We start from the raw sequence: 25412 nt of genomic DNA, 5'->3' as shown, positions 1-25412 counted from the left end.
CAACCGTTCTGCAAGAGCCCGCCGGTAACCATCCGCTAGCTGTGCGCCGCGGCCACACCCGAGGCGAACGCGGTGTCACAGACGGGTCGGGCGTACGACTGCGCCCGCGTCGGACCGTACACACGGACCGCCGCGCGGCCCAGCGCGCGGGCGATCGAGGCGCAGTGCCTCGCCAGCGACGGGCGCTCGTCGACGGCCTGCTGGAGGTGGGTGAGGGCGACGCCGGGGTTCTTCTCCTGCAACTCGGTCAGGAGCTGGTCGCGCAGCACGTCCTGTGGCGCGCGGGGAGCGGAGTTCTTCCCCTTGCCCGCGCTGGAGACGTCGGTCGCGGTCAGCACCGAGTCCGAGGGGTCCCCCGACCAGTTGACCCGGGTGACCGCGAGCGTCCCGGAGAGCACCAGGAAGACGGGCAGGACGAGAGCGAGGGTGCGGCCGAGCTGGCGGGCGGGGCCCCGGTGGCCGCGTCGTGTCTGTTGGATGGTGGAGTGCTTCACGCGAGTGAGGGTAGCGTTCGGTGCTGACATGGCGACATTTAGTCACCGGTTCGGGGGACGAAGAGGGCCTTGTTTTTGGGTAGCGCGTTGACGCACAGCCCTCGAAATGACCGGTATGCCGGGGTATTTGTCGACAACGAGAAGGGCCCCGCAGCCGTCTGCGGGGCCCTCTTCGTCAACCTGGGTGAATTACCCGGGGTTGTGCTGCCTCAGTCGGACAGCCGCGCACCCGTGGAGGTCGAGAACACGTGGGTCTCGCCCGAACGCGGGACGACATACAGCGTGCTGCCCTTCTCCGGCACGTCACGGCCGCTGACGCGGACGACGAGGTCCTTGGAGTCGTCGCCGCCCACCTTGGCGGTGCCGTAGACGTACGCGTCGGCGCCGAGCTCCTCGACCACGTTGACGGTGACCGCGAGACCCTGGCCCGAGTCGGAGCCGGTCACCTCGAAGTGCTCGGGACGGACACCCACGGTGACGGTCTTGTCGGTGGTGGCGGAGAGCGCGTCACGGTCGACGGGGACGACCGCGTTGCCGAACTTCACACCGCCGTCGGTGATCGGCACCTCGACCAGGTTCATGGCGGGGGAGCCGATGAAGCCGGCGACGAAGAGGTTGGCCGGGCGGTCGTACATGTTGCGCGGGGTGTCGACCTGCTGGAGCAGACCGTCCTTGAGGACCGCCACGCGGTCGCCCATCGTCATGGCCTCGACCTGGTCGTGGGTGACGTAGACGGTGGTGATGCCGAGCCGGCGCTGCAGCGACGCGATCTGCGTACGGGTCGAGACACGGAGCTTGGCGTCCAGGTTGGACAGCGGCTCGTCCATGAGGAAGACCTGCGGCTCACGCACGATGGCGCGACCCATGGCGACACGCTGACGCTGACCACCGGAGAGCGCCTTCGGCTTGCGGCCGAGGTACTCGGTGAGGTCGAGGATCTTCGCGGCGTCCTCGACCTTCTGCTTGATCTCGGCCTTCGGCACGCCGGCGATCTTGAGCGCGAAGCCCATGTTGTCGGCGACGGTCATGTGCGGGTACAGCGCGTAGTTCTGGAACACCATGGCGATGTCCCGGTCCTTCGGCGGCAGGTGCGTGACGTCGCGGTCACCGATGCGGATGGCGCCGGCGTTGACGTCCTCGAGCCCCGCGAGCATGCGGAGCGAGGTGGACTTGCCGCAGCCGGACGGGCCGACCAGAACGAGGAACTCGCCGTCCTCGATCTCGATGTCGAGCGCGTCAACAGCGGGCTTCTCGGAACCCGGGTAGATCCGGGTCGCCTTGTCGAACGAGACAGTGGCCATGGTGAATGGGCCCCCTTCTACCGGCAGGAACGTGCCGGACGATCCGTTGTAGGAAGGTGGTTGGTTTAGTCCACATGTGCGGACTGGATCTGGACGGTACCTGGCGTTCGCCTGTATGTCAGTACCTGGAGGCATGTGAACTTCGCGGAAATTTTCGACGGGGCCCCCTCGGAACCTGGGTACACTGCACGGGCGCGCGCTGACAGCGCGTGCAGGCCTCCTTAGCTCAGCTGGTCCAGAGCGGCTGTCTTGTAAACAGCAGGTCGTCGGTTCGAATCCGACAGGGGGCTCCAAACAGGCGGGGCGGTTGTCGACGACAACCGCCCCGCGGTTCGTTTTTCATTCCTTCTTTTCATTCGCCCGCACCCTCATGTCCCCGTTGGGACACGGGACATGTGCCGGTATGGAATACCGTCGCTACTGCTAGTGTCTGTTCAGTCACAGTAGGCAATCAGCCTCAATGTACATGTAATGAAATCCGAGGGTTCCATGCGCAAGCTTCACCAGGTCATGATCGTCGCGGCGGCGGCCGGCAGCCTGTCCGCCATCGGTGCCGGTACCGGTGTCGCGTACGGGAGCGGGCCGACCGTGTCCGACCTGTACCGCCCGTACCAGGAGTGCAGCCCGCAGACGGTCGGCGAGGCCGACATCCCGATCGCCGTGCTCGGCCTCTCCGAGACCTTCGACACCACCTGCGGCCAGTTCAACAACGCCTTCACCGGCTGAGGTCGGCGGCTTGGTCGTGCGCGACGCCTTCCGCGGGCCCCTTCGGGGTCACCCCCGAGGGGGCCCGTTCATGTGCGGCCGCCCGGAGCGCGAGGCCGCTCCTCCGGCCCGTATGCGTTCGCTGCGCTCCTGAACTCCGGCGCGCCGATGAGCGGTTGGTCCCTCGCGGATCAGTCACCCTCAGGTCGGTCCTTCACTTCGTAAGCGAAAAGGCCCCCGATGCCCCGGACATGGACCGGGTGCAGGGGCCTGTCTCTCCGACACCCCCAGGGCCCGGCGCGGCCGGTTCGCGGTGTATTGCGCCCGGGCAACCCCCCGCAAAAGGAGACGCAACACATGTTCAACGGAAAGAAGATCGCGGCTGTCACCGGGCTTCTCGGCGGCCTTGCCATGACCTGTCTCGGTGCCGGCCAGGCGCATGCCGCCGCGGGTCCGGGCGTCTGCTCGCTCGACGCCCAGGGCAACATCGTCTGCACCCAGACGCTCCAGGGGCAGACGCCCGAAGGTGACGGGTTCACCGTCCGCCGGTCGATGAACTGCCAGCCGACGAAGCCCTTGACGCTGCCCACCCCCGGCCTGCTGGCCAACGGGCAGACGCGGATCGGCCCGCACATCACCTGCTCCGACCTGACGCCCGCGGCCGCGGCCGACAACAACGACACGAGCGATGCCAGCCCGTTGCTGGCCCGCCTCCTGGGCTGAGCCCCTCAAACAGCGGATGGCCGCACCGGGTTGACCGGTGCGGCCATCCGCTGTTTCGCACCCGGACAGCGGCCGAGCGGCAATCGGGTGACCGTGTTCCGTCGCCCGTGACTCGGCCTCGGGGGAACGCCGTTGCCTTATAAGCCGACACGACACAGAGAAGGGTCAAAGATCCCAAATTGCTACGGATTACGTGTATATGCTCACACTAAGTAGTCAACCAGGGCCTCGTGCCCGGGAAGAAAGGGTCAGATTATGCGCAGGTTTCAGCGCGTTGCGGTCGTAGCCGCGGCCGTCGCAGGGCTGTCCGCCTTCGGTGCCGGTGCCGGCACCGCTTTCGCTCACGAGGGCGACTTCGACGGTCAGGTCGTCTCCGCGGTGGCCACCTCGACGGCGAACGCCGTGGCCAACTGGGGTGCGCCGACCGACAAGGCGCACGCGGCTCCGGAGGCGGCTCCCGCCGCTGCTCCGCAGGTCGCGCCGGAGGCCGCTCCGAAGGCCGCCGCGCCGGAGTACGGATACGGCGAGTACAGCGCTCCGTCGTACACCCCGTCGTACACCGCTCAGTAAGCAGAAAGACGCCGAGGGTCCGATGCGCGGGTTTCAGGGCACTGTGATTTCGTCGTGACCGCCGCGGGGCGGGTGGCTTCTGACGCCACGCCACAGCCGGCCCGCTAGGCCATCGCCGCGAAGCGTCACGACAGGCGCATCGATATCCGTCGGAACACCGTTATGCATATCGCGCGGTCTGAACGCCCAGCTCCTGGACCAGACCGAGCTGTTTTCAACGGTGTGCTGGACAACACCCTTAGCAAATGCAGCCCGGCCGCGCAGCAGACCCGTCAGGGAGCGCGGCCGGGCTGCCGCAGTTCCGTCGTACCCGACCTTTGCAAAGGAACGCCGTACATGAACGGTCGACAGAAGATCGCAACCGTCTCGGGGCTCCTGGGAGCTCTCGCCGTGATCTACGGCGGCGCCGCGCCGGCGTACGCCGACGATCCCAAGGGCGCCTGCTCGTTCACCGCCCAGGGAGACATCGTCTGCGTCAAGAAGAGCGAGGTCGTCCACAAGGACAAGCGCAACGGCTACGTCCTCAAGCAGAGCCAGGACTGCTCGACGGTCGAGCGGCCGCGCGTCGTCGGCCCCCGGGACCAGATGCTGAACGGCGGGTCCGTGAAGTCCGGTCCGGTTGTGGAGTGCAACAACACGGCGAAGCTGCCCAAGGGCGTCAAGATCCCCAAGTTCGACTTCTGAGACAGGTCAGCGGCCGATGCCGGACCGGGAGTGATCCTGGTCCGGCATTCGCGTTCTCGGTCTCCGGACGGCGCTCCCTGGGGCGGGACGCGGCCCGCGAAAAGCCCGGTGCCCCGGCCGGAAGGCCGGGGCACCGGGAAAGGAAGCGGTTTACGTCACTTGCCGAAGGCGCTGTTGCTGCAGCCCATCTCCGAGCCGAGCCCGGTCTCCTGCGCGCCCGGGCTGCCCTCGCCGTTCAGCAGGTTGCCGCCGAGGCCGTTGAGGACACCGACCTGGCCGAGCACGTCGACGTTGGCGTCGTGCGACCGGCAGTTGCTGCTCTGGAGGACGTCGACGTTCGTGCCCTTCTGGCCCCAGCCGCCTCCGTCGGCGTGGGCGGCGCCGGAGCTCAGGAGACCGACGCTCCCGAGAGCGGCGACCAGGACGGCGGCCTTGCGGAGCTTGTACATGTTCTTCTCCGGTGGAGTGAAGTGGGTTGCGATCCATTTCGGACCGACTTCGAACAGTTACGGAGGCTAATAGGAAATATTCCGGAGCAATGGGCGGCGCGCCGAATTCAGAAAATTCTCACCATCTTGGCCGATGGCCCGGAAATTACTCCCCTCGCGAGGAATCGCGAGCAAAAGCGTGACACAAAAAGGAGTCCCGGTACCGGGCCTGGGGGCTCGGTACCGGGACTGTTTCCCGCTTCGGCCGGCTGCGCGGCCGTCAGTGCCTAGAAGGCGCTGTTGTTGCAGCCCATCGACGAGCCGAGGTGGGTGTCCTGCGCGCCCGGGTCGCCCTCGCCGTTGAGCGCGCTGCCCAGCAGGCCGTTGAGGACGCCGACCTGGCCGAGGACGTCGACGTTCAGGTCGTGCGACTTGCAGTTGGAGCTCTGGAGGACGCTGAACTTGCCCCCGTCCTTGCCGCCGTGACCGTCGGCGGTGGCGGTGCCGGCGCCCAGCAGTCCGATGGTGCCGACGGCGACGACCATGACGGCAGCCTTGCGAACCTTGTGCATGTTCTTCTCCGGTGGAGTGAGGTGGGTGCGATCTGTAGAAGATCGACTTCGTACAGTTACGGAAGATTAATACGAAGTATCCCGATATGTCCCGGAGGCACGCCGAAGTCCGCGCTTCATGCCGAAAGCACCCAAAAGCCGCATCGAGTAGCCGCGAAGGAGATGAGGTTCGGATCTCCCCGCGGCGTTGCCGTCAGCGCGCGTAGCGGGCGTGAGCGAGGGAGTTCGCCTGGCTGTTGGCCTGGTCGCAGTCGATGCCGCGGGTCTCGGAGGCGGCCAGTACGGCGACCGGGACGGCCGCGTTGACCAGCGACTGAGGGCTGCACTCCTGGTACGGGCGGAACAGGTTGGCCTGCTCGATCGGGCCGGACGGCGCCGCGGCCGGCTGCTGGTTGACCTGCGGGCTGATCTTCGGGCTCAGTTGGGGGCTGACCTGCGGGCTGACGTCGGCGCCGCGCTGCGGGGCCGGGGCCGCCTGGCCGTGCGCGGCCGGCAGGTTGGAGGACTGCGCGGAAGCCTGCGAACTGCCCCACGAGGTGGCCTGGACGTCCGGCTGACCGGCGGGGGCCGGTGCGGTACCGCCGTATCCGACGGGCGCGTCGGCGACGCTGGGTCCGGCGCCGATGGCCGACAGACCACTGGCTGCTGCTACGACGAGCGCGACCTGATGAAGCTTGCGCATGGAACCTCGGCCCTTCATTGACCTGTGCATGGAACATATGGAAATGCGGCTGCGATGCACCATCGCTCTGACCCTGGGGGGAACGAGAGAAGCGCGGGACCGGTCACGTGCGCGCAGAAGTCGTCACTCATTTGCCAGAGGGTGTTAATTAGAGCCTTTTATCCGATCGATGGCAATTGAGTGACGGAAATTTGGATCCCGTGACCTGGTCAGGGAAATGTCGTTGCCAGCTGAGAGAGGGCAGCGATCTGTAATCAGAGAGAGGTGACGGGATCCGCTGCCTGCTCCGGCGTGAAGTCCACATGACAGCTCAGGCATTACCCCTGTAAGGGCGCAGTACGAATATCAGACTGAGCGCACGCAAGACTGACTGAATACAACGGATTTCCCTGTACAGGTAATGAAGGGCCGAGGGTTCCATGCGCAAGCTTCACAAGGCCGCGCTCGTCGTAGCGGCGGCCGGCGGTCTGACCGCCATCGGTGCCGGCGTCAGCGAGGCCGCCGACTATCCCGTCGGGTACAGCGGTGCCGCGCCGGCTCCCGCTCCCGAATATCCGGCACCCCAGTACGCTCCGGCGCCTCCTCCCCAGTACGCGGCGCCCCAGTACGCTCCGGCGCCTCCTCCGCAGTACGCGGCGCCTCAGTACGCTCCGGCGCCTCCTCCGCAGTACGCGGCGCCCCACTACGCCCCGGCGCCCGCTCCCCATTACGCCCCGCCGCAGCCCCAGGTCACGGCTTCGGCCCGTTCGACGGGTGCGGCGCAGGCCACGCGTCCGCAGCCGCGTCCGCAGCCCCAGCCGGCCCCGCACTACGCGCCCCCGGCGCCCGCCCCGCGCCAGGAGAGCGGTTACGCCTCCGCCTCGGCCTCGTCGGGCGGCTACGCGCAGGCCTCCGGTGCGCCGCACTCCGCCCCGGCCGCCGCGCCCCAGCCCGTCGCGCCGCAGGTCGTGCCGCAGGTCACCCCGCAGACGGCGCCGCAGGTGATGCCGCAGGTCGCTCCGCAGGTCTCCGCGCCGCAGGTCTTCAACCCGGAGCCCCCGCCGCGGGTCGCCCCGCAGGTGAACCCGCAGGTGAACCCCGAGGTGAACCCGCTGATCAACCCGCTGATCTCGCCGGCCAGCGCCCCGCAGGTGCCCGGCCTCGGCCTGGGACAGGTCGCGGCGCCGCCCGTGGGCCAGTTGGGTCTGCCCCGACTCGGCTGACGCAGCGGGCCGTACGTGTCCCGCCTCCTCGCTCGATCCCCCGCACACCCCATCTGCTCGACCAACGGAGAAGAAATGCGCAAGCTTCAGAAGGTCGCCCTCGTGGGCGCCGTCCTCGGCAGCGTCGGCTCGTTCGGCGCCGGTACCGCCGCCGCCCACGGTGAGGCGATGGCCCACGACCTCGACATCACGCAGGGCATCGAGTGCCGTTCGCACGACATGAACATCGACATCCTCGGCAGCCTCGGTCTCGTCAACGGCGCGCTGGGCAACGCGCTCAACGGTGAGGGCTCCCCGGGCGCGCAGCCCAGCCACCTCGGCTCGGACATGGGCTGCAACAGCGGAGCGCTCAAGTAGACCGTAGGAAGTGTCGGTTCAACGCCCGCTCCATCACGGGGCGGGCGTTTGGACTGCGAGCCGGAGAGACCGCATGAGACTGTCCTGTGCCGACGAGATGCTGCTGCTCAACGGGTGTCCGGGTGTGATCGGCCTGGCGGTGGTCCTCTCCGGCGAGCAGCCCGACGTGGAGCAGGTGCGGGCGCGTGTCGCCGAGCGGTGGGCGGGCCTGGAGCGGATGAACTGCGTGCTCGACGGCCCTCGCGACGGCCGAACGGCGGTACGGCAGCGGCTGTTCGGGCGGCGGGGACGGATGCGGTGGGCCGTTCCGGGGCCCTTCGATCCCGGCGCTCATGTCGGCGTGGCACCGACCAAGTTGGACGACCTGTGGGCGCGCAGCGTGGGCCGGCCGCTGACCGGCGGGCTGCCGCCCTGGCGGCTCCACGTGGTCCCGGACGCGGCGCACGGCGGTGACTTCGCGCTGGCGCTGGTGGCTCAGCACGCGCTGCTGGACGGGCGGTCACTGGCGATGTTGATGCGCGCGCTGATGGACGGCCCCGCGGCGAGGGAGTCGGTGCGGTCGACACCGCCGCCGCGGGTCGGACTGCGTGCGGCGGGCAGGGAGCTCATGGCGATGTCGGCCGCGGGACAGGCCCTTCCGATGCGGCCGCCCGGGGAGCCGTGCTCCTCGGTCGCGGTGCGCGAACTGCCCGCGCACACGGTCCGATCCGCCCGTCGGCAGCCCGCCGACGGGCGGGGCGCGACGCTGAACGAGCTGCTGGTCGGCGCCGTGGCCGGGGCGCTGCGCGATCGGTACGGGCCGGTGCGGCGGTGGCGCCAGCGCGACGAACCGGTCTACACGGCCGTACCGTGCGATCTGCGCACCGGGGCGACCACGGGCGAACTCGGGAACACCCTCACGGTCGTCCGGGTTCCGTTGCCCGTCGACGTGGACGGTCCCGTGGCGCGGCTACGGGCCGGTCAGGCCGCGATGGCCGGCGTGCCCGAGCGGGCCGCCGCGCACGCCACCGTGCTGTTCCCGGCCGCAGAAGCGGTTCGCCGGGCGGGGCCCTGGGTCACCGGGCTGCTGGCCGACCGCGGGCGTCACAACTGCTTCGCGGCGACCGCGACCACGGCCATGAAGTGGCCCGGCGGGGCCGGCACCTTCCAGGGCCGTCGGCTCGTGCGCACGGTCGGGCTGCCGCCCTTGCAGCACCCGGGCACGGTCAGCTTCGCCCTGGCACAGGCAGGGGACGCGTTCACGCTCACCACGGTGTGCCATCTGCGCCAGAACGACGCGGAGCGGCTCGCCGACGCGGTCGTCACGGAGTTCGAGACATGGGCCCAGATGGCGACGCCGTCAGTGCCCTGACGGCACCAGGAGATGGAGGCAGTTGCATGGAAGCGGAACACGGCGACGTATGGGAAGCGCTGCGCCCGCTGTGCGCGCGGGTGATGTCGGTGCCGCCGGAGGCGGTGGTCCCGCAGGCTCGGCTCGTCGCCGATCTGGGCGCGGACAGCCTGGACATCACCGAACTGGAAGCGGCTTCGGAGGAGTTGTTCGGCGTCTGTCTGAGAGGGACCGACAAGGCCGCCGTGTCCACCGTGGGTGATGTCGCCGACCTCATCGTGCGGCTGCGTACCCCCGGCGCCCACAGCACCCTCGCCCGATGACCGGCCGACCCGCCGTCGCCGTCACCGGCCTCGGAGTTCGCTGCGCGGCCGGAGCGAGTCCGCAGGAGCTCTGGGAGAGTCTCGTACGGTGCCGTTCCGCGACGTCGCTGCACGCCTTCGACGACGAGGGCACGGTCGTGTACCCGGCGTCCGCGATGACGGCGTTCGACCCGTCCGGCTGCCTGGCGCCCAAGGAGGTGCGCCGGATGGACCGTTCGGCGCAGCTGGCCGTGTGCGCGGCCGTGGACGCGGTGGCGGACGCCGGAGGGCTGCACGTCGGTCCCGGCCGGCGGGCGGTGGTCACCGGCACCGGGTACGGCGGGGTGATCAGCCAGGAGAACGGCATCGGGCAGCCCGACGTGCTCTACGCGCCCCGGCTGATGAACAACGCGGGCGCCTACTGGATCAGCGCCAGGCTCGGGATCACCGGGCCCAGCCTGACGGTCTCCACCGCCTGCGCCTCCGGCACGCACGCCGTGGGCGAGGCGATGCAGATGATCAGGGCGGGGTACGCGGACGTGGTGGTGGCCGGAGGCCATGACAGCCCGCTGACTCCGACGACCGCGCTGGCGTTCGGGCGGGCCGGGGCGATGGTCACCGAGTGCGAGGATCCCGCCTCCGCGTCACGGCCGTTCGACGTCGGGCGACGCGGGTTCGTCCTCGCCGAAGGGGCGGCGTTCCTGGTGCTGGAGCGGCTGGACCTCGCCCGCGAGCGGGGCGCCCGCGTCTACGCCACGCTGACCGGGTACGGGCGTACGTCCGACGCCTTCCACCTGACGGCACCGCACCCTGACGGGACGGGCGCCCGGGCGTGCATGGAGCAGGCGCTCGTCGACGCCGGTACGACCGCGGACGCCGTCACCCATGTCAACGCGCACGGCACCGGGACCGAGCTGAACGACCTCGCCGAAGCGCGGGCCATCAGCGCCGTGTTCGGCCCGCGCGCGGTGCCCGTCACCGCGCCCAAGGCCGTGACCGGGCACGGGCTGGGGCTGGCGGGAGCGCTGGAGGCCGTGGTCACCGCGTTGTCCGTGCGGGAGGGGCTCGCGCCGCCGACCGCGCATCTCACGCGGCTGGATCCCCGGTGCGAGCTGGACATGGTCGTCGGGGAGCCGCGCAAGATCCCGGACGGTCCGGTGATCAGCAACAGCTTCGCCTTCGGCGGCCACAACGCGTGTGTGGTGTTCGACTCGCCCCACGGCTGTGGCACATGAGGCTGACGGCCATCGACGAAGGGCATCTGCGCAACGGGCTGCCGGGGACGATCGGTATCGCCGGGGTGTTCCCCGGCGAGCCGTTCGACCTGGAGCGGGTGCGGGCCCGGGTCCGTGAACGGTGGGGCGGGCTGGAACGGATGAGCCTGGTCCTGCGGCCGCCCGCCGGGTCGGGGGCGCTGTCGTGCCACCGCTGGGAGACCGCCGGGCCGTTCGATCCCGGCGCGCACATCACCACAACGGACCAGGAACTGCGGTCCCTGCTCGCCGACGGTGTGAGCCGGCTGCTGCCGGCCGAACGGCCGCTGTGGCGGCTGCTGGTCGGGCGGAACGCCCTCGTGCTGTTCGCGCATCACGCGCTGCTGGACGGCAGATCGCTGGAGACGGTCTTCCGGCTGCTGATGGACGACGCCGTACCGCCGCTGCCGCCGCGCGTGCCGGCCGCGGCGGACCCGACCGCGACGGTACGGCGGCGTCCGGCCGTCAGCGCGGCCGTCGTGGGCAGGGAGTTGCGCCGGATCGGGGCGCTCGGGCGGCCCCTGCCCACGGCTTCGCCCGGCGAGGCGCGGCCGTCGGTGGCGGTGGTGGAGCTCGATCCGCAGGTGATGCGCACGGCTCGCCGGCAGCCGGCCGACGGGCGGGGGGCGACCCTCAACGAGCTGCTGCTGAGTGCGTACGCCGGTGCCCTGCGGGTGTGCCACGGGCCGCTGCGGGCCTGGCCGAAGGGATCGAACCCCTTCTACGCCACGGTCCCGGTCGACCTGCGGACCCGTCGCAGCGCGCAGCAGCTCGGCAACGGCGTCACCGTGCTGCGGATGCCGCTGCCCGTCGACCTGGAGTCCCCCCTGGCGCGCCTCGCGGCCTGCCAGGACCAGGTCGCGGGGTTCGACCGGCGCTGCGACGCCCACCGCGCGATCCTTCCCGCGCTTCAGGGGGCCGCGCGTGCCGTGCCGTGGCTGGCCGGGGTGATGGCCCGGCGACTGGCCCGACCCGAACTCACCACCAGCCTGTGCACCGCCTTCAAGTGGCGGGACCACCCCAGTCATCTGCACGGCCGCCCCCTGGACCGTGTCGTCCCCCTGCCGCAGCTGTCCCCTCCCGGTACGGCGAACCTCTGCCTCGTCCACACCGCCGACGCCTACACGCTCACGGTCGTCAGTCACACGCGGGCCGGTGACGCCGAGCTGATCGGCGCGGCGGTCGCCCGGGAGCTGGAGGCGCTCGCGGCGTGCGACGTGTCGGCCGTGCGGGCCGGTTAGGGCTTGCGTACGTCGTGGCTCAGGGTGCGGGCCGACTCGGGGCGGGTCAGGACGTCCGTACTGTCGACGAACTGGTCCACCGCGCCGAAGAGCGGCAGGTCCTTGAGGGCCGGGTCGGTGATGCGGGCGGTCAGGGCCGCGGCGAAGCGGTCGGCGCGCAGGACCTGGAAGGGTCTGGAGTGGTACGGGCGCGTGGCGGGGTCGACGCGGTCGGTCAGACGGAGCTGGTTGTGCTGGTGCGCGACGATCTCGTACGCGTGGACCAGGTGACGTTCGCGGGTGTGCCAGTCCGTGGCGGCGAGCGCGGCCGTGAGCACGGGGGAGAGGCGGGGGCCGGCGGCGGTGCGGGCGAAGGCGCTGCCGAGCCATTTGCCGTACGGCGGGTAGCGGCGGTCCATCAGGAGGCACAGCCGCATCAGGTCGCGGGCCAGGCGGGCGGCGGTGACGGCGGAGCCCAGCTCGTCGCCGACCTCACCCGAGCGGCCCACGAAGGCCTCCTCCTGCGCGATGCGCTGCCACTGGCAGGCCAGGACGTACAGCCAGACGTCGTGGGGGTACCAGCGCAGCGCGCGGCGTAACGGGGTCAGGGTGTGCAGACCGTCGTGGAACACGGCGCCCGCGGTGACCTCGGCGAGCAGCTGGCCGGGTACGGCCAGCCAGTCGGCCGGGGTGATGCCCTGCGCCGGGTCGAAGCCGAGGGTGTCGGTGAACCAGGTGGCGGTGCCGGTCACTTCCACGCGGTGGTGGACGGGGCCGTCCGTGCGCCGCATGACGCGGATGTCGCGGCTCTCTCCGGTGGGGGCGAAGTTGGTCGGGTGGCCCAGGAACGTCTTCGGGAGGTGCTCGGCGAGTATGTGTCTGATCCGGGCCGCGTGCCGGGGCACGTCGTGGCGGTGCAGGAAGACCTGGAGCCGCGGGCCCCACTCGTGGTCGGCCGAGCGAGGGGTGTCGTAGCCGAGGACCTCGGATCCGCTGCCGATACGGGCGGCCGAGTGGGGGACGCCCGGGGCGGCCTCCTCCAGCAGGGGGCGTACGGCGTCAGTGTAGAAGCGGCGGGAGAGTTCGAGGCCGGGGACGAAGGGGGGCTCAGCCGCGGGTGTGTGTGGGGGGCGCATATTCGTGGGGCTCATGCCAGGGAGCCGTGCCCATTCGGTGAGGGGTCATGCGAACTTCGGTCACGCCGTTGCGAGTTGGGGACAGTCAGGCCTCCGGAGGGCCGCCGCCCAGCTCCGTGAGCGCCTCGTCCGTAAGGCGGTACACCGTCCATTCGTCCTGGGGGCGGGCGCCGAGGGCCTCGTAGAAGGCGATGGAGGGGGCGTTCCAGTTCAGCACGGACCACTCCAGGCGCTGGTAGCCGCGCTCCACGCACAGCCGCGCCAGCTCGGTGAGCAGGGCCTTGCCGTGGCCGGCGCCCCGGGCGGTGGGGCGGACGTAGAGGTCCTCCAGGTAGATGCCGTGGACGCCGCGCCAGGTGGAGAAGTTCAGGAACCAGATCGCACAGCCGACGGTCTCGCCGGTCGTGTCGTCGGCCGCGATGTGCGCGTAGGCGGCCGGGTGGTCGCCGAAGAGGGCCGCGTGGAGCTGCTCCTCGGTCGCCCTGGCCTCCTCCAACGCCTTCTCGTACTCGGCGAGTTCTCGGACGAGGGTGTGGATGGCGGGGACATCGGCGGGCGTGGCGGGTCGGATCATGGGCGCAGGCTAGCTGGCGCGGTCACGAAGCCGCCTGGCGATTTCCAGTTGCTCCTCGTCCAGGGGGCGGCCGTCCTCGATGTCCCAGAGGCAGTTCTGGAGGAGTCGGCCGTAGGTCCAGGCTCGGGCGCGTGCACGGTCCAGGGCCAGTACGTCGGTCATGGCGTCGAAGCGCCAGAGGATGTCGGCGGGGTCGAAGCGGTTGGCCAGGGCCGGCCAGAGTTCGAAGCCGGGGTCGCCGGTCAGGGGCTTGGGGTCGATGGCGAGCCAGGGGGCGCGTTCGCAGGCGAGGACGTTCTCGTCGTGGAGGTCCCAGTGGAGGAGGCGGTCGCCGGGGTCGTCGATGACCTCGCGTACGGCGGCGGCGCAGTCGGCGAGGGTCCGGCGGGCCGCCGGGTCTGGGATGAGCTTCAGGGCCTCGGGGGTCTGCTCCAGCATGTCCCGGGCGATGTCGCCGAGGTGGCGCAGGCCGGTGGGGGCGGGGAAGGACGTGAGGTGGGCCAGCAGGTGGGCGATGACCAGGACGGACTCGTGGATGTCCGGGTGGTGGGCGAGCATGCGGGCGGAGTCGAGGCGTTCCAGGAGCATGGTGCCGGTGGCCTCGTCGTGGTCGAGGAGCCGGACCGCCCCGTCGCCGTCCCACGCGCGCAGGGCCACCGGCTCGCCCGCGCTCTCCTCGTCGAGGAGTTGCAGCTTCAGCACGGCGGGGACGCCGTCGCGGCGCAGGACCGGGAGGACCAGGGCGCTGACCCCGTGCATCGGGCGGCCGTCGACCCGCAGTTCCCAGCGGTCGAGGAATCCGGCGGTCAGGGCGGGAAGTCCGGCGATGAACGCGCGGCCCGCCTCCCCGTTGTACTGCTGTTGTGATGCGGCGAGCTCCTGCGGAATGTCGATCACCTTTCGCAGGCTACTGGGCTCCCGGAAACGGCTCACGCGAATTACCTTCTCTCCCATGAGCAGCTCGGTCAGCGGTGCCGTGAACGGCGCCATCTCCTTCTGGTACGCGGACGACGGCCTCCCCGCGGTCCGCGAACCGCTCGCGGGGGACACCTCGGCGGACGTGGTGATCGTGGGCGGCGGCTACACGGGACTGTGGACCGCGTACTACCTGAAGAAGGCCGTCCCCTTCCTGCGGATCACCGTCCTGGAGCAGAAGTTCTGCGGCTACGGGGCCTTGGGACGCAACGGCGGCTGGCTGTACAACGGCATCGCGGGCCGCGACCGGTACGCCGAACTGCACGGCCACGAGGCGGCCGTACGGCTCCAGCAGGCCATGAACGACACCGTCGACGAGGTCGTCCGGGCCGCCGAGGCGGAGGGTATCGACGCCGACGTCCATCAGGGCGGGGTTCTCGAAGTCGCCCGTACGCCCGCTCAGTTGGCCCGGCTGAAGGCCTTCCACGAGCACGAGCTGTCGTACGGCGAGAAGGACCGCGAGCTGTACGGCGCCCGGGAGACCGCCGAGCGGATCCGGGTGGCGGACGCGGTCGGTGCGAGTTGGACGCCGCACGGCGCGCGGCTGCACCCGGTGAAGCTGGTCAAGGGGCTCGCGGCGGCCGTCGAGGCGCTGGGCGTGACGATCCACGAGCTGACGCCGGTCACGGAGATCCGGCCCAAGCACGCGGTCACCCCGTACGGCACGGTCCGCGCGCCCTACGTCCTGCGCTGCACCGAGGGCTTCACGGCGAGCCTCAAGGGCCAGAAGCGGACCTGGCTGCCCATGAACTCCTCGATGATCGCCACCGAGCCGCTCACCGCAAAGCAGTGGGCGTCGGTCGGCTGGGACGGGCGCGAGACGCTGGGCGACATGGCGCACGCCTACATGTACGCGCAGCGCACGGCCGACGGGCGGATCGCGCTGGGCGGGCGCGGGGTGCCGTACCGGTTCGGGTCGAGGACGGACAACGACGGCCGGACGCAGCCGGCGACCGTCGAGGCGCTGCGGGAGATCCTCGTCGGGTTCTTCCCGGCGCTGGCCGGGGTGCGGATCGAGCACGCCTGGTCGGGTGTGCTGGGCGTGCCGCGCGACTGGTGCGCGACCGTCACGCTGGACCGCTCGACGGGCATCGGCTGGGCGGGCGGCTACGTCGGCTCGGGCGTGGCCACCGCCAACCTCGCCGCCCGCACCCTGCGGGACCTCGTCCAGCAGGACTCGGGACAGGGCGGGCGCACCGAACTCCTCGATCTGCCCTGGGTCGGGCACAAGGTGCGCAAGTGGGAGCCGGAGCCCTTCCGCTGGCTCGGTGTGCAGGGGCTGTACGCCACCTACCGGGCCGCCGACCGCAGGGAGCAGGGCAGCGGGGCGGCGCAGGCGTCGCGGCTGGCGCGGGTGGCGGACAAGGTGGCCGGGCGCGACTGAGAATGGCCGTCGGCTGAGTGTCGTGGCGAGGGGCGGGGGCGGCCCTTCGTGAGGGCGTGACGACGTTGGCGAACGTGCCGGTGACAGGTCACCTGCGCGTGGAGTGCGACAGTTTTCCGGAAACCGTCGCACTCCACGCCCACCACACCGCAGGCCCGCGGCCCTCAGCGGTCCGTCCGCGTCGCCCTCGGAATTCGGGGCCGTCTCTCAGTTCACCGACTCCGGGACCCGCGTGTCCTGCGGGGCGCCGTGTTTCGGGGGCTTCGCCGTGACCATCAGGGCGGCGACCAGGCCGGCCAGCAGCATGATGGCGGCGGCCCACCAGATGGCGACCGTGTAGCCGTGGACCACGCCCTCCCTGGTGACCAGGGCCCGCTGGGCCGGGTCGGTGAGATGGGCGGTGATGTAGGCGGCGCCGCTGGTGGTGGCGACGGTGTTCAGCAGGGCCGTACCGATCGAACCGCCCACCTGCTGCGAGGTGTTGATGGTCGCCGAGATCACCCCGGAGTCCTGCGGCGCCACGCCCGCCGTCGCCGTGGCGAACACCGGCATGAAGATCAGGCCCATGCCGAGGCCCATCAGGATCAGGGCGGGCAGGATGTCGCTCGCGTAGGACGAGTGCACCGTCAGCCGGGTCAGAAGCACCATGCCGACCGTCGCCAGCAGGGCACCCGGGGCCATGAGCAGACGGGGCGCCACATGGTCCAGCAGCCGGGCGGCGATCTGGGTGGAGCCGATGATGATCGCGGCCGTCAGGGGCAGGAAGGCGAGGCCGGTCATCACCGGCGAGTAGTCGAGGATGACCTGGAGGTAGTAGGTCATGAACAGGAACAGCCCGAACATGCCGATCACGGCCAGCGCCATGGTCAGGAAGCAGCCGGCGCGGCTGCGGTCCTTGATGATGTGCAGCGGCAGCAGGGGCACGGGGGCCCGGGTCTGCCACCAGACGAAGGCCGCGAGGAGCACGACGCCCGCCGCGAAGAGCCCGAGGACCAGCGGGTCGGTCCAGCCGCGCGGCTCGGCCTCGGCGAACCCGTAGACGATCGCGACCAGGCCGCCGCAGCCGAGCAGGACGCCGGGCACGTCGAGGCGGGCGCCCGCGTGGCGGGGGCTGTCGTGGAGCAGGGCGAGGGCGCCGATCACCGCGACGACGGCGATGGGCACGTTGACGTACAGGCACCAGCGCCAGTCCAGGTACTCGGTGAGCAGCCCGCCGACGATGAACCCGATCGCGCTGCCGCTGCCGGCCAGGGCGCCGTAGATGCCGAAGGCCTTGCCGCGCTCCTTGGGGTCGGTGAAGGTCGTCGTCAGCAACGACAGGGCCGATGGGGCCAGTACGGCGGCGAAGACGCCCTGGAGGGCGCGGGCGCCGAAGAGCATGCCGGACGAGGTGGCCGCGCCGCCCAGCGCGGAGGCGGCGGCGAAGCCGACCAGGCCGATGACGAAGGTGCGCTTGCGGCCCACCAGGTCGGCTATGCGGCCGCCGAGCAGCAGCAGTCCGCCGAAGGCCAGGGTATAGGCGGTGATCACCCATTGCCGGTTGCCGTCGGTCATGCTGAGGTCGCTCTGGGCGGAGGGCAGCGCGATGTTCACGATGGTCGCGTCGAGGACGACCATGAGCTGCGCGAGCGCGATGATCACCAGGCCCCACCAGCGGCGGGGGTCGGGGCCGGCGGCCTGGGCGGATTCACCCGTTCGGGTGACGTTCACCTGGCCAGAAGACCATGGTTCGGGGCGTGTCGCATCTGGGGAGGAGTGCTTGGAGTGCGATCCCCCGTCGCGGGACTGCGGCGGTACGCGGTCCCGCGCGGGCTTGCGGTCGGTCATGGTTCCAGTACCACCTTTCCGGTGGTTCCGCGCGTTTCGAGGGCGCGATGGGCGGCCGCCGCCTCGGCCAGCGGGAAGCGCTGCACGGCCGGGGTGAGGCGGCCCTCGGCGGCCTCGGCGAGAGCGCGCAGTTCGAGGGTCTGTACCGGGTTGGGGCCGCCGGCCCGCCGCATCATCGGCGGGCCGAGGACCTGCTGGGAGACGCCTTCGACGAAGTAGGGCGTGCCGTCGTGCAGGCCCGCGCCGGACCAGCCGAAGACCAGGTGCCGGCCGCCGGGGCCGAGCAGCGCGACCGCCTCGCGGGCCACGTCGCCGCCGACGCCGTCGAAGACGACGGTCGCGGGCCGCCCGCCGAGGAACGCGCGGACCTTCTCCGGCCACACCGGGTCCTTGTAGTCGACGGCCAGGTCGGCGCCGTTCTCCCGCACGCGCGCGACCTTCTCCGGGCCGCCCGCGAGGCCGATGACGACGGCGCCGGCGTTCTTGGCGTACTGCACGAGCAGCGTGCCGATGCCGCCCGCGGCCGCCGGGATCACGGCCACCGCGTCCGGGTCGAGCTCGGCGAACTGGAGGATCCCCATCGTCGTACGGCCCGTGCCGATCATGGCGACGGCCTGGGCGGGGTCGAGGTTGGCCGGGATCTCGTGGACGCGGTCGACATCGGCTACGGCGAGTTCGGCGTAGCCGCCCGGCGCGAAGCCGAGGTGGGCGACGACGCGCTTGCCGAGCCAGAGCTCCGCGACGCCCTCGCCGAGGGACTCGACGACGCCGGCGACCTCGCGGCCGGGGATCGTGGGCAGAGTGGGCGGCTGCGGCGCCGGGCCCTGGATGCCCTCGCGCAGGGCCGTGTCGAGGAGGTGGACCCCGGCGGCCGCCACGGCGATCCGGACCTGGCCGGGGCCGGGCGTGGGGTCGTCGGTCTCCTCGTAGGTGAGGTTCTCTGCCGGGCCGAAGGCATGCAGGCGGATGGCGTGCATCGGGGTCCCCCATCGTCGGAAACTCGGTGTGTCAGGGCGCCCGCCCCGTCACGGGGCCGGCTGATCGATGCTGCAACCTCAAGCTCCCTTGAGGTCAAGGGAGTGCCGGGCGGGCCGCAGGGCCAGGGACACGGCGGTGAGGGCGCTGTTGAAGGAGACCTCGGACAGGACTCCGGGGGCGGCGACCTGGTCGCCCGCCAGATAGACCCCGGCGCCGCGGTCCACGGCCGGGCGGTCCCGCCAGCTGGTGCCGGGCAGGTCGACGGCGCCGGTACGGCCGTTCGCCGTGGACTCGCGCCGCCAGGTGACGCGTTCGCGCCAGCCGGGGAAGCCGAGGTCGAGGAGCTGTTCGGCACGGGCGATGCCGTCGGCCCTGGTCTCGTGCGGGGCGATCGGGATCTGGCCCTGGATCAGCTGTTCGCCGGTCGGCGCGAGGGACCGGTCCTGTGCCGTGAACCGCTCCAGCCAGCCGGGCGCGTCGAGGTCGGAGACGACGAAGGCGTCCCCGCGCCGGGTCCGCACCGCGAGGTCGAGGAGCGCCGTACGGCCGCTGGTCCAGGTCAGCGAGTCGTCCTTGAGGAGACGGCGGGCGGCGTCGAGGGAGGTGGCGACGACGACGGGCGCGCCGGCCGTCCGGCTGTCGAGGTCGTCGAGGCTGTCGACGCGGGACAGGGTCTCCATCCGGACCCCCAGGTTCCAGGCTCGCGCCGCCATCCGGTCGATCATGGTCGCCCAGCCGCCCCGGGGGTAGTGCGCCTCCGGCGGCAGCTTGGTGGCCCGGCGCAGCCGCTCCTGTACGAACGCGGCGGACACGGCGCCGGGGTCGTGGTGGAACAGGGCGACGGCCGAGTAGTGCGCGGCGGCGCGGGCGCCCTCCTCGCCCGCGATGCCGGTGGCCCAGGTCAGGAAGTCGACGTCGACGGGCGCCTGCGGCAGGCCCCGCCGCAACAGCTTGAGCAGGGCGAACGGCGGGGTGCGGCGCAGGACGCCCCGGTACCGCAGCCGCAGCCGCGCGGCCTCCAGGGGCGGGATCGGCGCGAGCGGCCCGATGAGGTCGCGCTGCCTGAGCCAGGCCCAGTGCGGACCGCCGTTGTACAGGGCGTGCGGTCCGTCGTTCGTCCGGTACGGCCCCTCGGCGGTGCGCGCCCGCCCGCCGAGCGTGTGGTGGGCCTCGTACACGGTGACCTTGGCGCCCGCCTCGGCGGCGGTGATGGCGGCGGTGAGTCCGGCGAAGCCGCCGCCGATGACGGTGATGCGGTGCATGGCTGGGGGTCTCCCTCGTGCTCGGGGTCGCCTTTCTGGCCTTCTCTGTGACTACGACGACGCAGGGCACCCGGAATGTGACATCGGGGGCGGCGGCCGGGTCGGCGACCAAGGTGGGCGGTGGGTGTCGCAGTGGCTGCCGCGGCCGTGTCGTCGCAGGTCAGGGGAATTGTCAGTGGGCGGGTGCAGCATGGGGGCATGGCGAGGAGAGCGATGGGTGCGGGCGGTCCGGGCAGGGGCGGCGTGAAGGGGGCGCGGCGGCCCGAGGTGCGGTTGCCGCCGCTGGAGCCCTTCCGGGACGGGGAGTTGGAGCCGGACGGGGACTACGACGGGCTGGAGTTCCGGGAGAAGGACCTCACCGGGCAGGACGGCGCGGGCGCCCGCTTCATGGACTGCGCGCTGACCGGGTGCGCGCTGGACGAGACGAGACTTCACCACGCCCGGATCCTCGACTCGGTCCTCACCGGGCTACGGGGTGTCGGCACCGACCTCGCCGAGTCGACCCTGCGGGACGTGGAGCTGGTCGACGCCCGGCTGGGCGGGGTGCAACTGCACGGGGCCGCGCTGGAGCGGGTCGTGATCCGGGGCGGCAAGATCGACTACCTGAACCTGCGCAAGGCCAGGCTCAAGGACGTCGTCTTCGAGGGCTGCGTCCTGGTCGAGCCGGACTTCGGGGGCGCACGGCTGGAGCGGGTGGAGTTCGTGGACTGCGCGCTGAAGGGGGTCGACCTCACCGGGGTGACGCTGGCCGAGGTGGACCTGCGCCGGGCGGCCGAGCTGGACATCGCGCGCGGGGTGGACCGGTTGTCGGGGGCGGTGATCAGTTCGGGGCAACTGCTGGATCTGGCTCCGGTGTTGGCGGCGCAGTTGGGCATCAGGGTGGAGGCCGGGGCCTGACGCGAGGGCGCCGGTCCGGGGGTGCGGGGCACTGGAATGGATCCGGTATGATTGATCTTGAGCTGCTCGCCGGAACTCCCGGTGGTCGGTGCTGCGTTGGTGGTCCAAGGAAAGACGCCCCGCTTCCTGCGGGGAAATGCAGGTGCAAGGCCTGCCCGGCGCTCGGATCAGGAGCCCTGCCCCGCGTTCGCGGGACAGGGCTCCTTCGCTTGTCAGGCCCTGCCTGCGACGTCTACGACACCCGGGGGAACCGGGCCTGGAGCGTCCAGATCGCCGGGTTCTCGCCCAGGTCCTCGTGCAGGTCGATCAGGTCGGCGAGCAGGTCGTGCAGGAAGTCGCGGGCCTCACGGCGCAGTTCGGAGTGCGAGAAGGTCAGCGGGGCCTCCTCCGCAGGCATCCAGTCCGCCTCGATGTCCACCCAGCCGAAGCGGCGCTCGAAGAGCATGCGGTCCGTGGACTCGGTGAAGTCCAGTTCCGCGTGCTGGGGGCGGGAGGCGCGGGAGCCGGCCGGGTCCCGGTCCAGCCGCTCGGCGATGTCGCACAGGGCCCAGGCGAAGTCGAGCACCGGCACCCATCCCCAGGCTGTGGACAGCTCCCGGTCCGCCTTGGTGTCGGCGAGGTAGACGTCGCCGCAGAACAGGTCGTGCCGCAGGGCGCGGACGTCCGCGCGGCGGTAGTCCGTCTGCGGGGGGTCCGGGAAGCGGTTGGAGAGGGCGTAGCCGATGTCGAGCACGGAGGTGATGGTGTCACGCCCGACCTCATAGGATCACCGGGTGTCCCGTTTCGCGCCCGTTGCCCTGACTGTCACCTCGGCCCTCCTCGTCCTCACCGCGTGCGGAGGCGGCGTCCAGGGCACCCCCGGCGGTTCCGGCGTACGCGACCCGTACTTCCCCAAGGCCGGCAACGGCGGCTACGACGTCACCCACTACGCCCTCGACCTCGCCTACGACCCCGACGACCGCCGCCTCAGCGGCACCGCCGAGATCACCGCACGCGCCGCCAAGGACCTCTCCGCCTTCGACCTCGACCTCAAGGTCATGGACGTCGAGCGGGTCACCGTGGAGGGCGAGCGGGCCCGCTGGAGCCGCAACGGCCAGGAACTCGTCGTCCGCCCGCACGACGACCTCGACGAGGGCGAGACCTTCCGCCTCACCGTCAGCTACTCCGGCACCCCGCAGACCGTCACCGACCCCGACGGCTCCGAGGAGGGCTGGCTGCCCACCGCCGACGGCGCGCTCGCCCTCGGGGAGCCGACCGGTTCCATGGCGTGGTTCCCCGGCAACCACCACCCGTCCGACAAGGCGTCGTACGACATCTCGGTCACCGTCCCGGACGACCTCCAGGTCGTCTCCAACGGCGAGCTGGCCGACCGGACCAGCGACGACGGCCGTACGACCTTCCACTGGCGCACCGCCGAACCCATGGCGAGTCATGTCGCCGCGCTCGCTATCGGCGACTACGAAATCCGCCGCTCCACCGTCTCCGCCACCGGCAACAGCGAGCTGCCCGTCTACACCGCCGTGACCCCCGCCCAGGACGAGTCCAGCCGTGACGTCCTCGGCCGGCTACCCGAGATCATCGAGTGGGCCGAGACCAACTTCGGCCCCTACCCCTTCGCCTCCACCGGCGCGATCATCGCCGACGAGGGCGACGCCGGTTACGCCCTGGAGACCCAGAACCGGCCCGTCTTCCCCGGCGCCCCCGGCACCGAACTGCTCGTCCACGAGCTCGCCCACCAGTGGTTCGGCAATTCGGTCACGCCGAAGAGCTGGCGGGACATGTGGCTGAACGAGGGCTTCGCCACGTACGCGGAGTGGCTGTGGGAGGAGGACGACGGCGGCGACAGCGCGCAGGAGACCTTCGACGCCCTGTACGACCACGGCGAGGACGACCACGAGGACCTCTGGGCCTTCCCGCCCGCCAAGCCCACGAGCGCCGCGCACATCTCCGACGACCCCGTGTACCAGCGCGGCGCGATGGTCATCCACAAGATTCGCCAGACCGTCGGCGACGACACCTTCTACGACATCGTCCAGGGTTGGACGGCCGCCCACCGGCACGGCAACGCGGACACCGACGACTTCACCTCGTACGTGGAGGAGAAGGCGCCGGACGAGGACTTCAGCTCCGTCTGGGAGGACTGGTTGTACGGGGAGGGCAAGCCCGACCACCCGTGACGGCGGTTCGCCCGTCAGGCCGACCGATCGAGATCCCGTCGCATCGCCGCCCGCGCCGCCCATATCGCCTCGGCGTGCTTGAGCCGCCGCTCCTGCAACTGCGGTGAGTCCAGCGGCGGATCACCGGCGGCGAACGCCTCCTGGAGGTCGCGCAGGGTCGCGTAGACGTCCTCCAGCAGGTCGGCCATCTCCTGCGGGGCGCAGATCAGGGCGGTCTCCCGCGCCTCGTCGCAGCCCGACGCCCGAAAGGCCTCCCGTACGGCCGCCTCCCGCACCGCGTCGGGCTGGTCGCGTCCGGTGAGGGCGGCGGCGTGCATGGCCTCGTACGCCAGCCGGTACTTCGTCACGACCGTCACATAGATGTCCCGGCGCTCCTGCCGGGTGCGGTCGGCCTTGTCGCGGCGCCAGCGGGCCCGGTCCGCGAGCAGGGTCGAGCCGACGCCGACGAGTGCGCCGAGGGCGGTGCCGGCCAGGGGCGTCCAGTCCATGCCGGGTCAGGCCTCGTCGGCGTCGGGGGAGGGGGCGAGCTCTTTGCGCAGGACCGTGCAGGGGCGGTCGAGTTGGCGGTCGCGTCCGTAGCCGAGGGTCTCGTAGCCGAGGGCCGTCCAGAAGGCGAGGGCGGCGGGGTTGTTGTCGAGGACGGCCAGGCGGACGGCCGTGCGGTCGGCGGTGCGGAAGCGGTCCTCGACGAGGGCGGCCAACCGGCTGCCGTGCCCCTGGCGTTGCGCCTCCGCGTCCACCATCAGCAGGCCGATCCAGGGGTCCGGGTCGGACGGGTCCGGGTGCCGGGTCAGCGTGACCACGACCCCGACCAGCCGTCCGGCGCTGCGCGCGAGCAGCACCTCCGCCCCGGGCACCCGCAACTCCTCGGCCAGCGCGGCCGCCACCTGCTCCGGCCGGATGTCGTCCGGGTCCGGGAAGTCGCCGCTGAGCGCGTGGAAGTCGCGGTTGGAGGCGTAGAGGGCGGTGAGTTCGGTGAGGAGGGGGGCCGGGATGTCGTGGTCGGGGGTGAGGGGGAGGGGGTCGAGGATCATGGGGGGCAACCTAATCGAAGCCCTCGACCGACGGGCCGGGGACCCCGGAACGCCGGGATGCCGGAACTCCGGAATGTCCGAACTCCGGAACCCGGGAACGCCGGGAGCCCCCGGCCACGGCGTACCGCGGCAAGGGGCTCCGGCTCAGCTCAGCGTCCGTCAGACGTTCACGCCGAAGTCCTGCGCGATGCCCACGAGGCCCGAGGCGTAGCCCTGGCCGACGGCGCGGAACTTCCACTCGGCGCCGTTGCGGTAGAGCTCGCCGAAGACCATGGCGGTCTCGGTGGCCGCGTCCTCGGAGAGGTCGTAGCGGGCGATCTCGGCGCCGCCGGCCTGGTTGATGATGCGGATGTAGGCGTTGCGGACCTGGCCGAAGTTCTGCGAGCGGTTCTCCGCGTCGTAGATCGAGACCGGGAAGACGATCTTGTCGACGTCGGCCGGGAGGCCGGCCAGGTTGACGTTGATCGCCTCGTCGTCGCCGGCGCCCTCGCCGGTGCGGTTGTCACCGGTGTGGACGATGGTGCTGTCCGGGGTCTGCTTGTTGTTGAAGAAGACGAAGTGGGCGTCCGAGTAGACCTTGCCCGTGGGGTTGACCGCGATGGCGGAGGCGTCGAGGTCGAAGTCCGTGCCGGTGGTGGTGCGGACGTCCCAGCCGAGGCCCACGGTGACGGCGGTCAGGCCCGGAGCCTCCTTGGTGAGCGAGACGTTGCCACCCTTGGACAGGCTTACAGCCATTGTTGGGAGTCCCTTCCCTCGTTGCGGTACGGCTAGAAGCTACAGCTACCCCTATGAACGCGACGAGGGGTACCCAAGGTTCCAGGTGTCTTTACTTTCTTTGCCAAAGAGCACCCGTAGGAGATATTCGGGTGACGTGGACCGGACAGGACAGGGAACATGTACGGCATGTCTGGTCCCTACGTCATCCGTGGCTCCGTCTCCCTCCCGGAGGCCGAGCTCATGTGGCGTTTCTCGCGGTCGAGCGGCCCGGGCGGCCAGCACGTCAACACCAGTGACTCCCAGGTCGAGCTGCGTTTCGACCTCGCGGGCACGGAGTCGCTGCCCGAGGTGTGGAAGCAGCGGGCGCTCCAGAAGCTGGCGTCCCGACTGGTCGACGGCGTCGTCTCCGTCCGCGCCTCCGAGCACCGCTCCCAGTGGCGCAACCGCGAGACCGCCGCCGTACGCCTCGCGGCGCTCCTCGCCGAGGCGACGGCCCCGCCGCCGAAGCCGCGCAAGCCGACCCGTATCCCTCGGGGGATCAACGAGCGCCGTCTGCGGGAGAAGAAACAGCGCTCGGACACCAAGCGGGGTCGGTCCGGCCAGGGCTGGACGTAGGGCCGCCGCTGTC

Annotated in this window: 29 protein-coding genes and 1 tRNA gene; 15 read left to right on the top strand and 15 right to left on the bottom strand. The window is 71.2% G+C overall.

Features of this window, described 5'->3' with window-relative positions; all coding sequences use genetic code 11:
* Positions 1-35 precede the first annotated feature (35 nt).
* Both ACZ4UU_RS07190 and ACZ4UU_RS07185 read right to left on the bottom strand, forming a co-directional pair.
* A complete protein-coding gene (locus ACZ4UU_RS07190; RefSeq protein WP_468037268.1) occupies positions 36-494 on the bottom strand; it encodes a hypothetical protein in 459 nt (152 codons plus the stop codon).
* Positions 495-703: 209 nt separating this feature from the next.
* On the bottom strand, positions 704-1795 hold the full coding sequence (locus ACZ4UU_RS07185) for an ABC transporter ATP-binding protein (RefSeq protein WP_468037266.1): 1092 nt from the start codon (positions 1793-1795) through the stop codon (positions 704-706).
* A 215-nt stretch (positions 1796-2010) separates the two neighbouring features.
* On the opposite strand from ACZ4UU_RS07185, the gene ACZ4UU_RS07180 reads away from it, so the two are divergent.
* From ACZ4UU_RS07180 to ACZ4UU_RS07160, 5 genes are all read left to right on the top strand, one after another.
* Positions 2011-2088 (top strand) — tRNA-Thr (locus tag ACZ4UU_RS07180).
* Between the two features lie 196 nt (positions 2089-2284).
* Complete coding sequence (locus tag ACZ4UU_RS07175) at positions 2285-2521, top strand: hypothetical protein (RefSeq protein ID WP_062723761.1); 237 nt, start codon at positions 2285-2287, stop codon at positions 2519-2521.
* Positions 2522-2857: 336 nt separating this feature from the next.
* On the top strand, positions 2858-3223 hold the full coding sequence (locus ACZ4UU_RS07170) for a hypothetical protein (RefSeq protein WP_468037265.1): 366 nt from the start codon (positions 2858-2860) through the stop codon (positions 3221-3223).
* A gap of 255 nt (positions 3224-3478) precedes the next feature.
* Positions 3479-3793 carry a hypothetical protein gene (locus tag ACZ4UU_RS07165; protein ID WP_468037263.1) on the top strand — a complete coding sequence of 105 codons (315 nt, stop codon included), beginning with the start codon at positions 3479-3481 and terminating at the stop codon, positions 3791-3793.
* Between the two features lie 336 nt (positions 3794-4129).
* The gene (locus tag ACZ4UU_RS07160; RefSeq protein WP_468037261.1) at positions 4130-4477 is read left to right on the top strand and encodes a hypothetical protein; all 348 of its coding nucleotides are present in this window, start codon (positions 4130-4132) and stop codon (positions 4475-4477) included.
* 155 nt (positions 4478-4632) lie between these two features.
* On the opposite strand, the gene ACZ4UU_RS07155 is transcribed toward ACZ4UU_RS07160, so the two are convergent.
* The 3 genes from ACZ4UU_RS07155 to ACZ4UU_RS07145 all read right to left on the bottom strand — a co-directional run bounded on the left by ACZ4UU_RS07155 (position 4633) and on the right by ACZ4UU_RS07145 (position 6159).
* Complete coding sequence (locus tag ACZ4UU_RS07155; RefSeq protein ID WP_468037259.1) at positions 4633-4926, bottom strand: hypothetical protein; 294 nt, start codon at positions 4924-4926, stop codon at positions 4633-4635.
* 266 nt (positions 4927-5192) lie between these two features.
* Entirely contained in the window at positions 5193-5477 is a 285-nt protein-coding gene (locus ACZ4UU_RS07150) for a hypothetical protein (RefSeq protein ID WP_062723757.1), read from the bottom strand.
* Positions 5478-5670: 193 nt separating this feature from the next.
* Positions 5671-6159, bottom strand: a complete 489-nt coding sequence (locus ACZ4UU_RS07145; RefSeq protein ID WP_468037257.1) for a hypothetical protein — start codon at positions 6157-6159, stop codon at positions 5671-5673.
* Between the two features lie 419 nt (positions 6160-6578).
* Here ACZ4UU_RS07145 and ACZ4UU_RS07140 point away from each other — a divergent pair, with 419 nt between their 5' ends.
* The 6 genes from ACZ4UU_RS07140 (at position 6579) to ACZ4UU_RS07115 (ending at position 11844) form a co-directional block, all read left to right on the top strand.
* Positions 6579-7361 carry a hypothetical protein gene (locus tag ACZ4UU_RS07140; RefSeq protein ID WP_468037255.1) on the top strand — a complete coding sequence of 261 codons (783 nt, stop codon included), beginning with the start codon at positions 6579-6581 and terminating at the stop codon, positions 7359-7361.
* 75 nt (positions 7362-7436) lie between these two features.
* On the top strand, positions 7437-7718 hold the full coding sequence (locus ACZ4UU_RS07135; RefSeq protein WP_468037253.1) for a hypothetical protein: 282 nt from the start codon (positions 7437-7439) through the stop codon (positions 7716-7718).
* Between the two features lie 73 nt (positions 7719-7791).
* Positions 7792-9069, top strand: a complete 1278-nt coding sequence (locus tag ACZ4UU_RS07130; protein ID WP_468037252.1) for a wax ester/triacylglycerol synthase domain-containing protein — start codon at positions 7792-7794, stop codon at positions 9067-9069.
* Between the two features lie 26 nt (positions 9070-9095).
* Positions 9096-9371 (top strand): phosphopantetheine-binding protein, encoded by a 276-nt coding sequence (locus ACZ4UU_RS07125; protein ID WP_468037250.1) that lies wholly within the window; start codon positions 9096-9098, stop codon positions 9369-9371.
* Positions 9368-10585, top strand: a complete 1218-nt coding sequence (locus ACZ4UU_RS07120; RefSeq protein WP_468037248.1) for a beta-ketoacyl-[acyl-carrier-protein] synthase family protein — start codon at positions 9368-9370, stop codon at positions 10583-10585. Before ACZ4UU_RS07125 ends, ACZ4UU_RS07120 begins: the two co-directional genes overlap by 4 nt.
* Positions 10582-11844: a wax ester/triacylglycerol synthase domain-containing protein gene (locus tag ACZ4UU_RS07115; protein ID WP_468037246.1), complete on the top strand. Its 1263-nt coding sequence runs from the start codon at positions 10582-10584 to the stop codon at positions 11842-11844. Before ACZ4UU_RS07120 ends, ACZ4UU_RS07115 begins: the two co-directional genes overlap by 4 nt.
* On the opposite strand, the gene ACZ4UU_RS07110 is transcribed toward ACZ4UU_RS07115, so the two are convergent.
* The 3 genes from ACZ4UU_RS07110 to ACZ4UU_RS07100 form a co-directional block, all read right to left on the bottom strand.
* A complete protein-coding gene (locus ACZ4UU_RS07110) occupies positions 11841-12974 on the bottom strand; it encodes a DUF4037 domain-containing protein (protein WP_468037245.1) in 1134 nt (377 codons plus the stop codon). The genes ACZ4UU_RS07115 and ACZ4UU_RS07110 overlap by 4 nt on opposite strands.
* A 70-nt stretch (positions 12975-13044) precedes the next feature.
* Entirely contained in the window at positions 13045-13533 is a 489-nt protein-coding gene (locus ACZ4UU_RS07105) for a GNAT family N-acetyltransferase (protein ID WP_468037243.1), read from the bottom strand.
* Between the two features lie 9 nt (positions 13534-13542).
* Positions 13543-14487, bottom strand: a complete 945-nt coding sequence (locus ACZ4UU_RS07100) for an aminoglycoside phosphotransferase family protein (RefSeq protein ID WP_468037241.1) — start codon at positions 14485-14487, stop codon at positions 13543-13545.
* Here ACZ4UU_RS07100 and ACZ4UU_RS07095 point away from each other — a divergent pair.
* Positions 14486-15892, top strand: coding sequence for an NAD(P)/FAD-dependent oxidoreductase (locus ACZ4UU_RS07095; protein WP_468037239.1), 1407 nt, complete (start codon positions 14486-14488; stop codon positions 15890-15892). The two genes, ACZ4UU_RS07100 and ACZ4UU_RS07095, sit on opposite strands and share 2 nt — an antisense overlap.
* 207 nt (positions 15893-16099) lie before the next feature.
* On the opposite strand, the gene ACZ4UU_RS07090 is transcribed toward ACZ4UU_RS07095, so the two are convergent.
* The 3 genes from ACZ4UU_RS07090 to ACZ4UU_RS07080 all read right to left on the bottom strand — a co-directional run bounded on the left by ACZ4UU_RS07090 (position 16100) and on the right by ACZ4UU_RS07080 (position 19959).
* Positions 16100-17602 (bottom strand): MFS transporter, encoded by a 1503-nt coding sequence (locus ACZ4UU_RS07090; RefSeq protein ID WP_468037883.1) that lies wholly within the window; start codon positions 17600-17602, stop codon positions 16100-16102.
* Positions 17603-17715: 113 nt separating this feature from the next.
* Positions 17716-18696 carry a zinc-binding dehydrogenase gene (locus tag ACZ4UU_RS07085; protein ID WP_468037237.1) on the bottom strand — a complete coding sequence of 327 codons (981 nt, stop codon included), beginning with the start codon at positions 18694-18696 and terminating at the stop codon, positions 17716-17718.
* A gap of 78 nt (positions 18697-18774) precedes the next feature.
* The gene (locus ACZ4UU_RS07080) at positions 18775-19959 is read right to left on the bottom strand and encodes an FAD-dependent oxidoreductase (RefSeq protein WP_468037235.1); all 1185 of its coding nucleotides are present in this window, start codon (positions 19957-19959) and stop codon (positions 18775-18777) included.
* A gap of 198 nt (positions 19960-20157) precedes the next feature.
* Between ACZ4UU_RS07080 and ACZ4UU_RS07075 the strand changes: the two genes are divergently transcribed.
* On the top strand, positions 20158-20856 hold the full coding sequence (locus ACZ4UU_RS07075) for a pentapeptide repeat-containing protein (protein WP_468037233.1): 699 nt from the start codon (positions 20158-20160) through the stop codon (positions 20854-20856).
* A gap of 232 nt (positions 20857-21088) precedes the next feature.
* On the opposite strand, the gene ACZ4UU_RS07070 is transcribed toward ACZ4UU_RS07075, so the two are convergent.
* Positions 21089-21589, bottom strand: a complete 501-nt coding sequence (locus tag ACZ4UU_RS07070) for a hypothetical protein (protein WP_468037231.1) — start codon at positions 21587-21589, stop codon at positions 21089-21091.
* Positions 21590-21629: 40 nt separating this feature from the next.
* Here ACZ4UU_RS07070 and ACZ4UU_RS07065 point away from each other — a divergent pair, with 40 nt between their 5' ends.
* Positions 21630-23033 (top strand): M1 family metallopeptidase, encoded by a 1404-nt coding sequence (locus ACZ4UU_RS07065; protein WP_468037229.1) that lies wholly within the window; start codon positions 21630-21632, stop codon positions 23031-23033.
* Between the two features lie 14 nt (positions 23034-23047).
* Here ACZ4UU_RS07065 and ACZ4UU_RS07060 read toward each other — a convergent pair whose 3' ends face one another.
* The 3 genes from ACZ4UU_RS07060 to ACZ4UU_RS07050 all read right to left on the bottom strand — a co-directional run bounded on the left by ACZ4UU_RS07060 (position 23048) and on the right by ACZ4UU_RS07050 (position 24802).
* Positions 23048-23521: a hypothetical protein gene (locus ACZ4UU_RS07060; protein ID WP_468037227.1), complete on the bottom strand. Its 474-nt coding sequence runs from the start codon at positions 23519-23521 to the stop codon at positions 23048-23050.
* A 6-nt stretch (positions 23522-23527) separates the two neighbouring features.
* The gene (locus ACZ4UU_RS07055; RefSeq protein WP_468037225.1) at positions 23528-24067 is read right to left on the bottom strand and encodes a GNAT family N-acetyltransferase; all 540 of its coding nucleotides are present in this window, start codon (positions 24065-24067) and stop codon (positions 23528-23530) included.
* A gap of 159 nt (positions 24068-24226) precedes the next feature.
* The gene (locus tag ACZ4UU_RS07050; RefSeq protein ID WP_468037223.1) at positions 24227-24802 is read right to left on the bottom strand and encodes a TerD family protein; all 576 of its coding nucleotides are present in this window, start codon (positions 24800-24802) and stop codon (positions 24227-24229) included.
* A 159-nt stretch (positions 24803-24961) separates the two neighbouring features.
* On the opposite strand from ACZ4UU_RS07050, the gene arfB reads away from it, so the two are divergent.
* Positions 24962-25399: an alternative ribosome rescue aminoacyl-tRNA hydrolase ArfB gene (arfB, locus tag ACZ4UU_RS07045; protein WP_468037221.1), complete on the top strand. Its 438-nt coding sequence runs from the start codon at positions 24962-24964 to the stop codon at positions 25397-25399.
* Positions 25400-25412: the final 13 nt, after the last annotated feature.

It is taken from the genome of Streptomyces sp. NPDC028907 (assembly GCF_055564995.1).
This window is presented reverse-complemented; position numbering and strand designations above follow the sequence as displayed.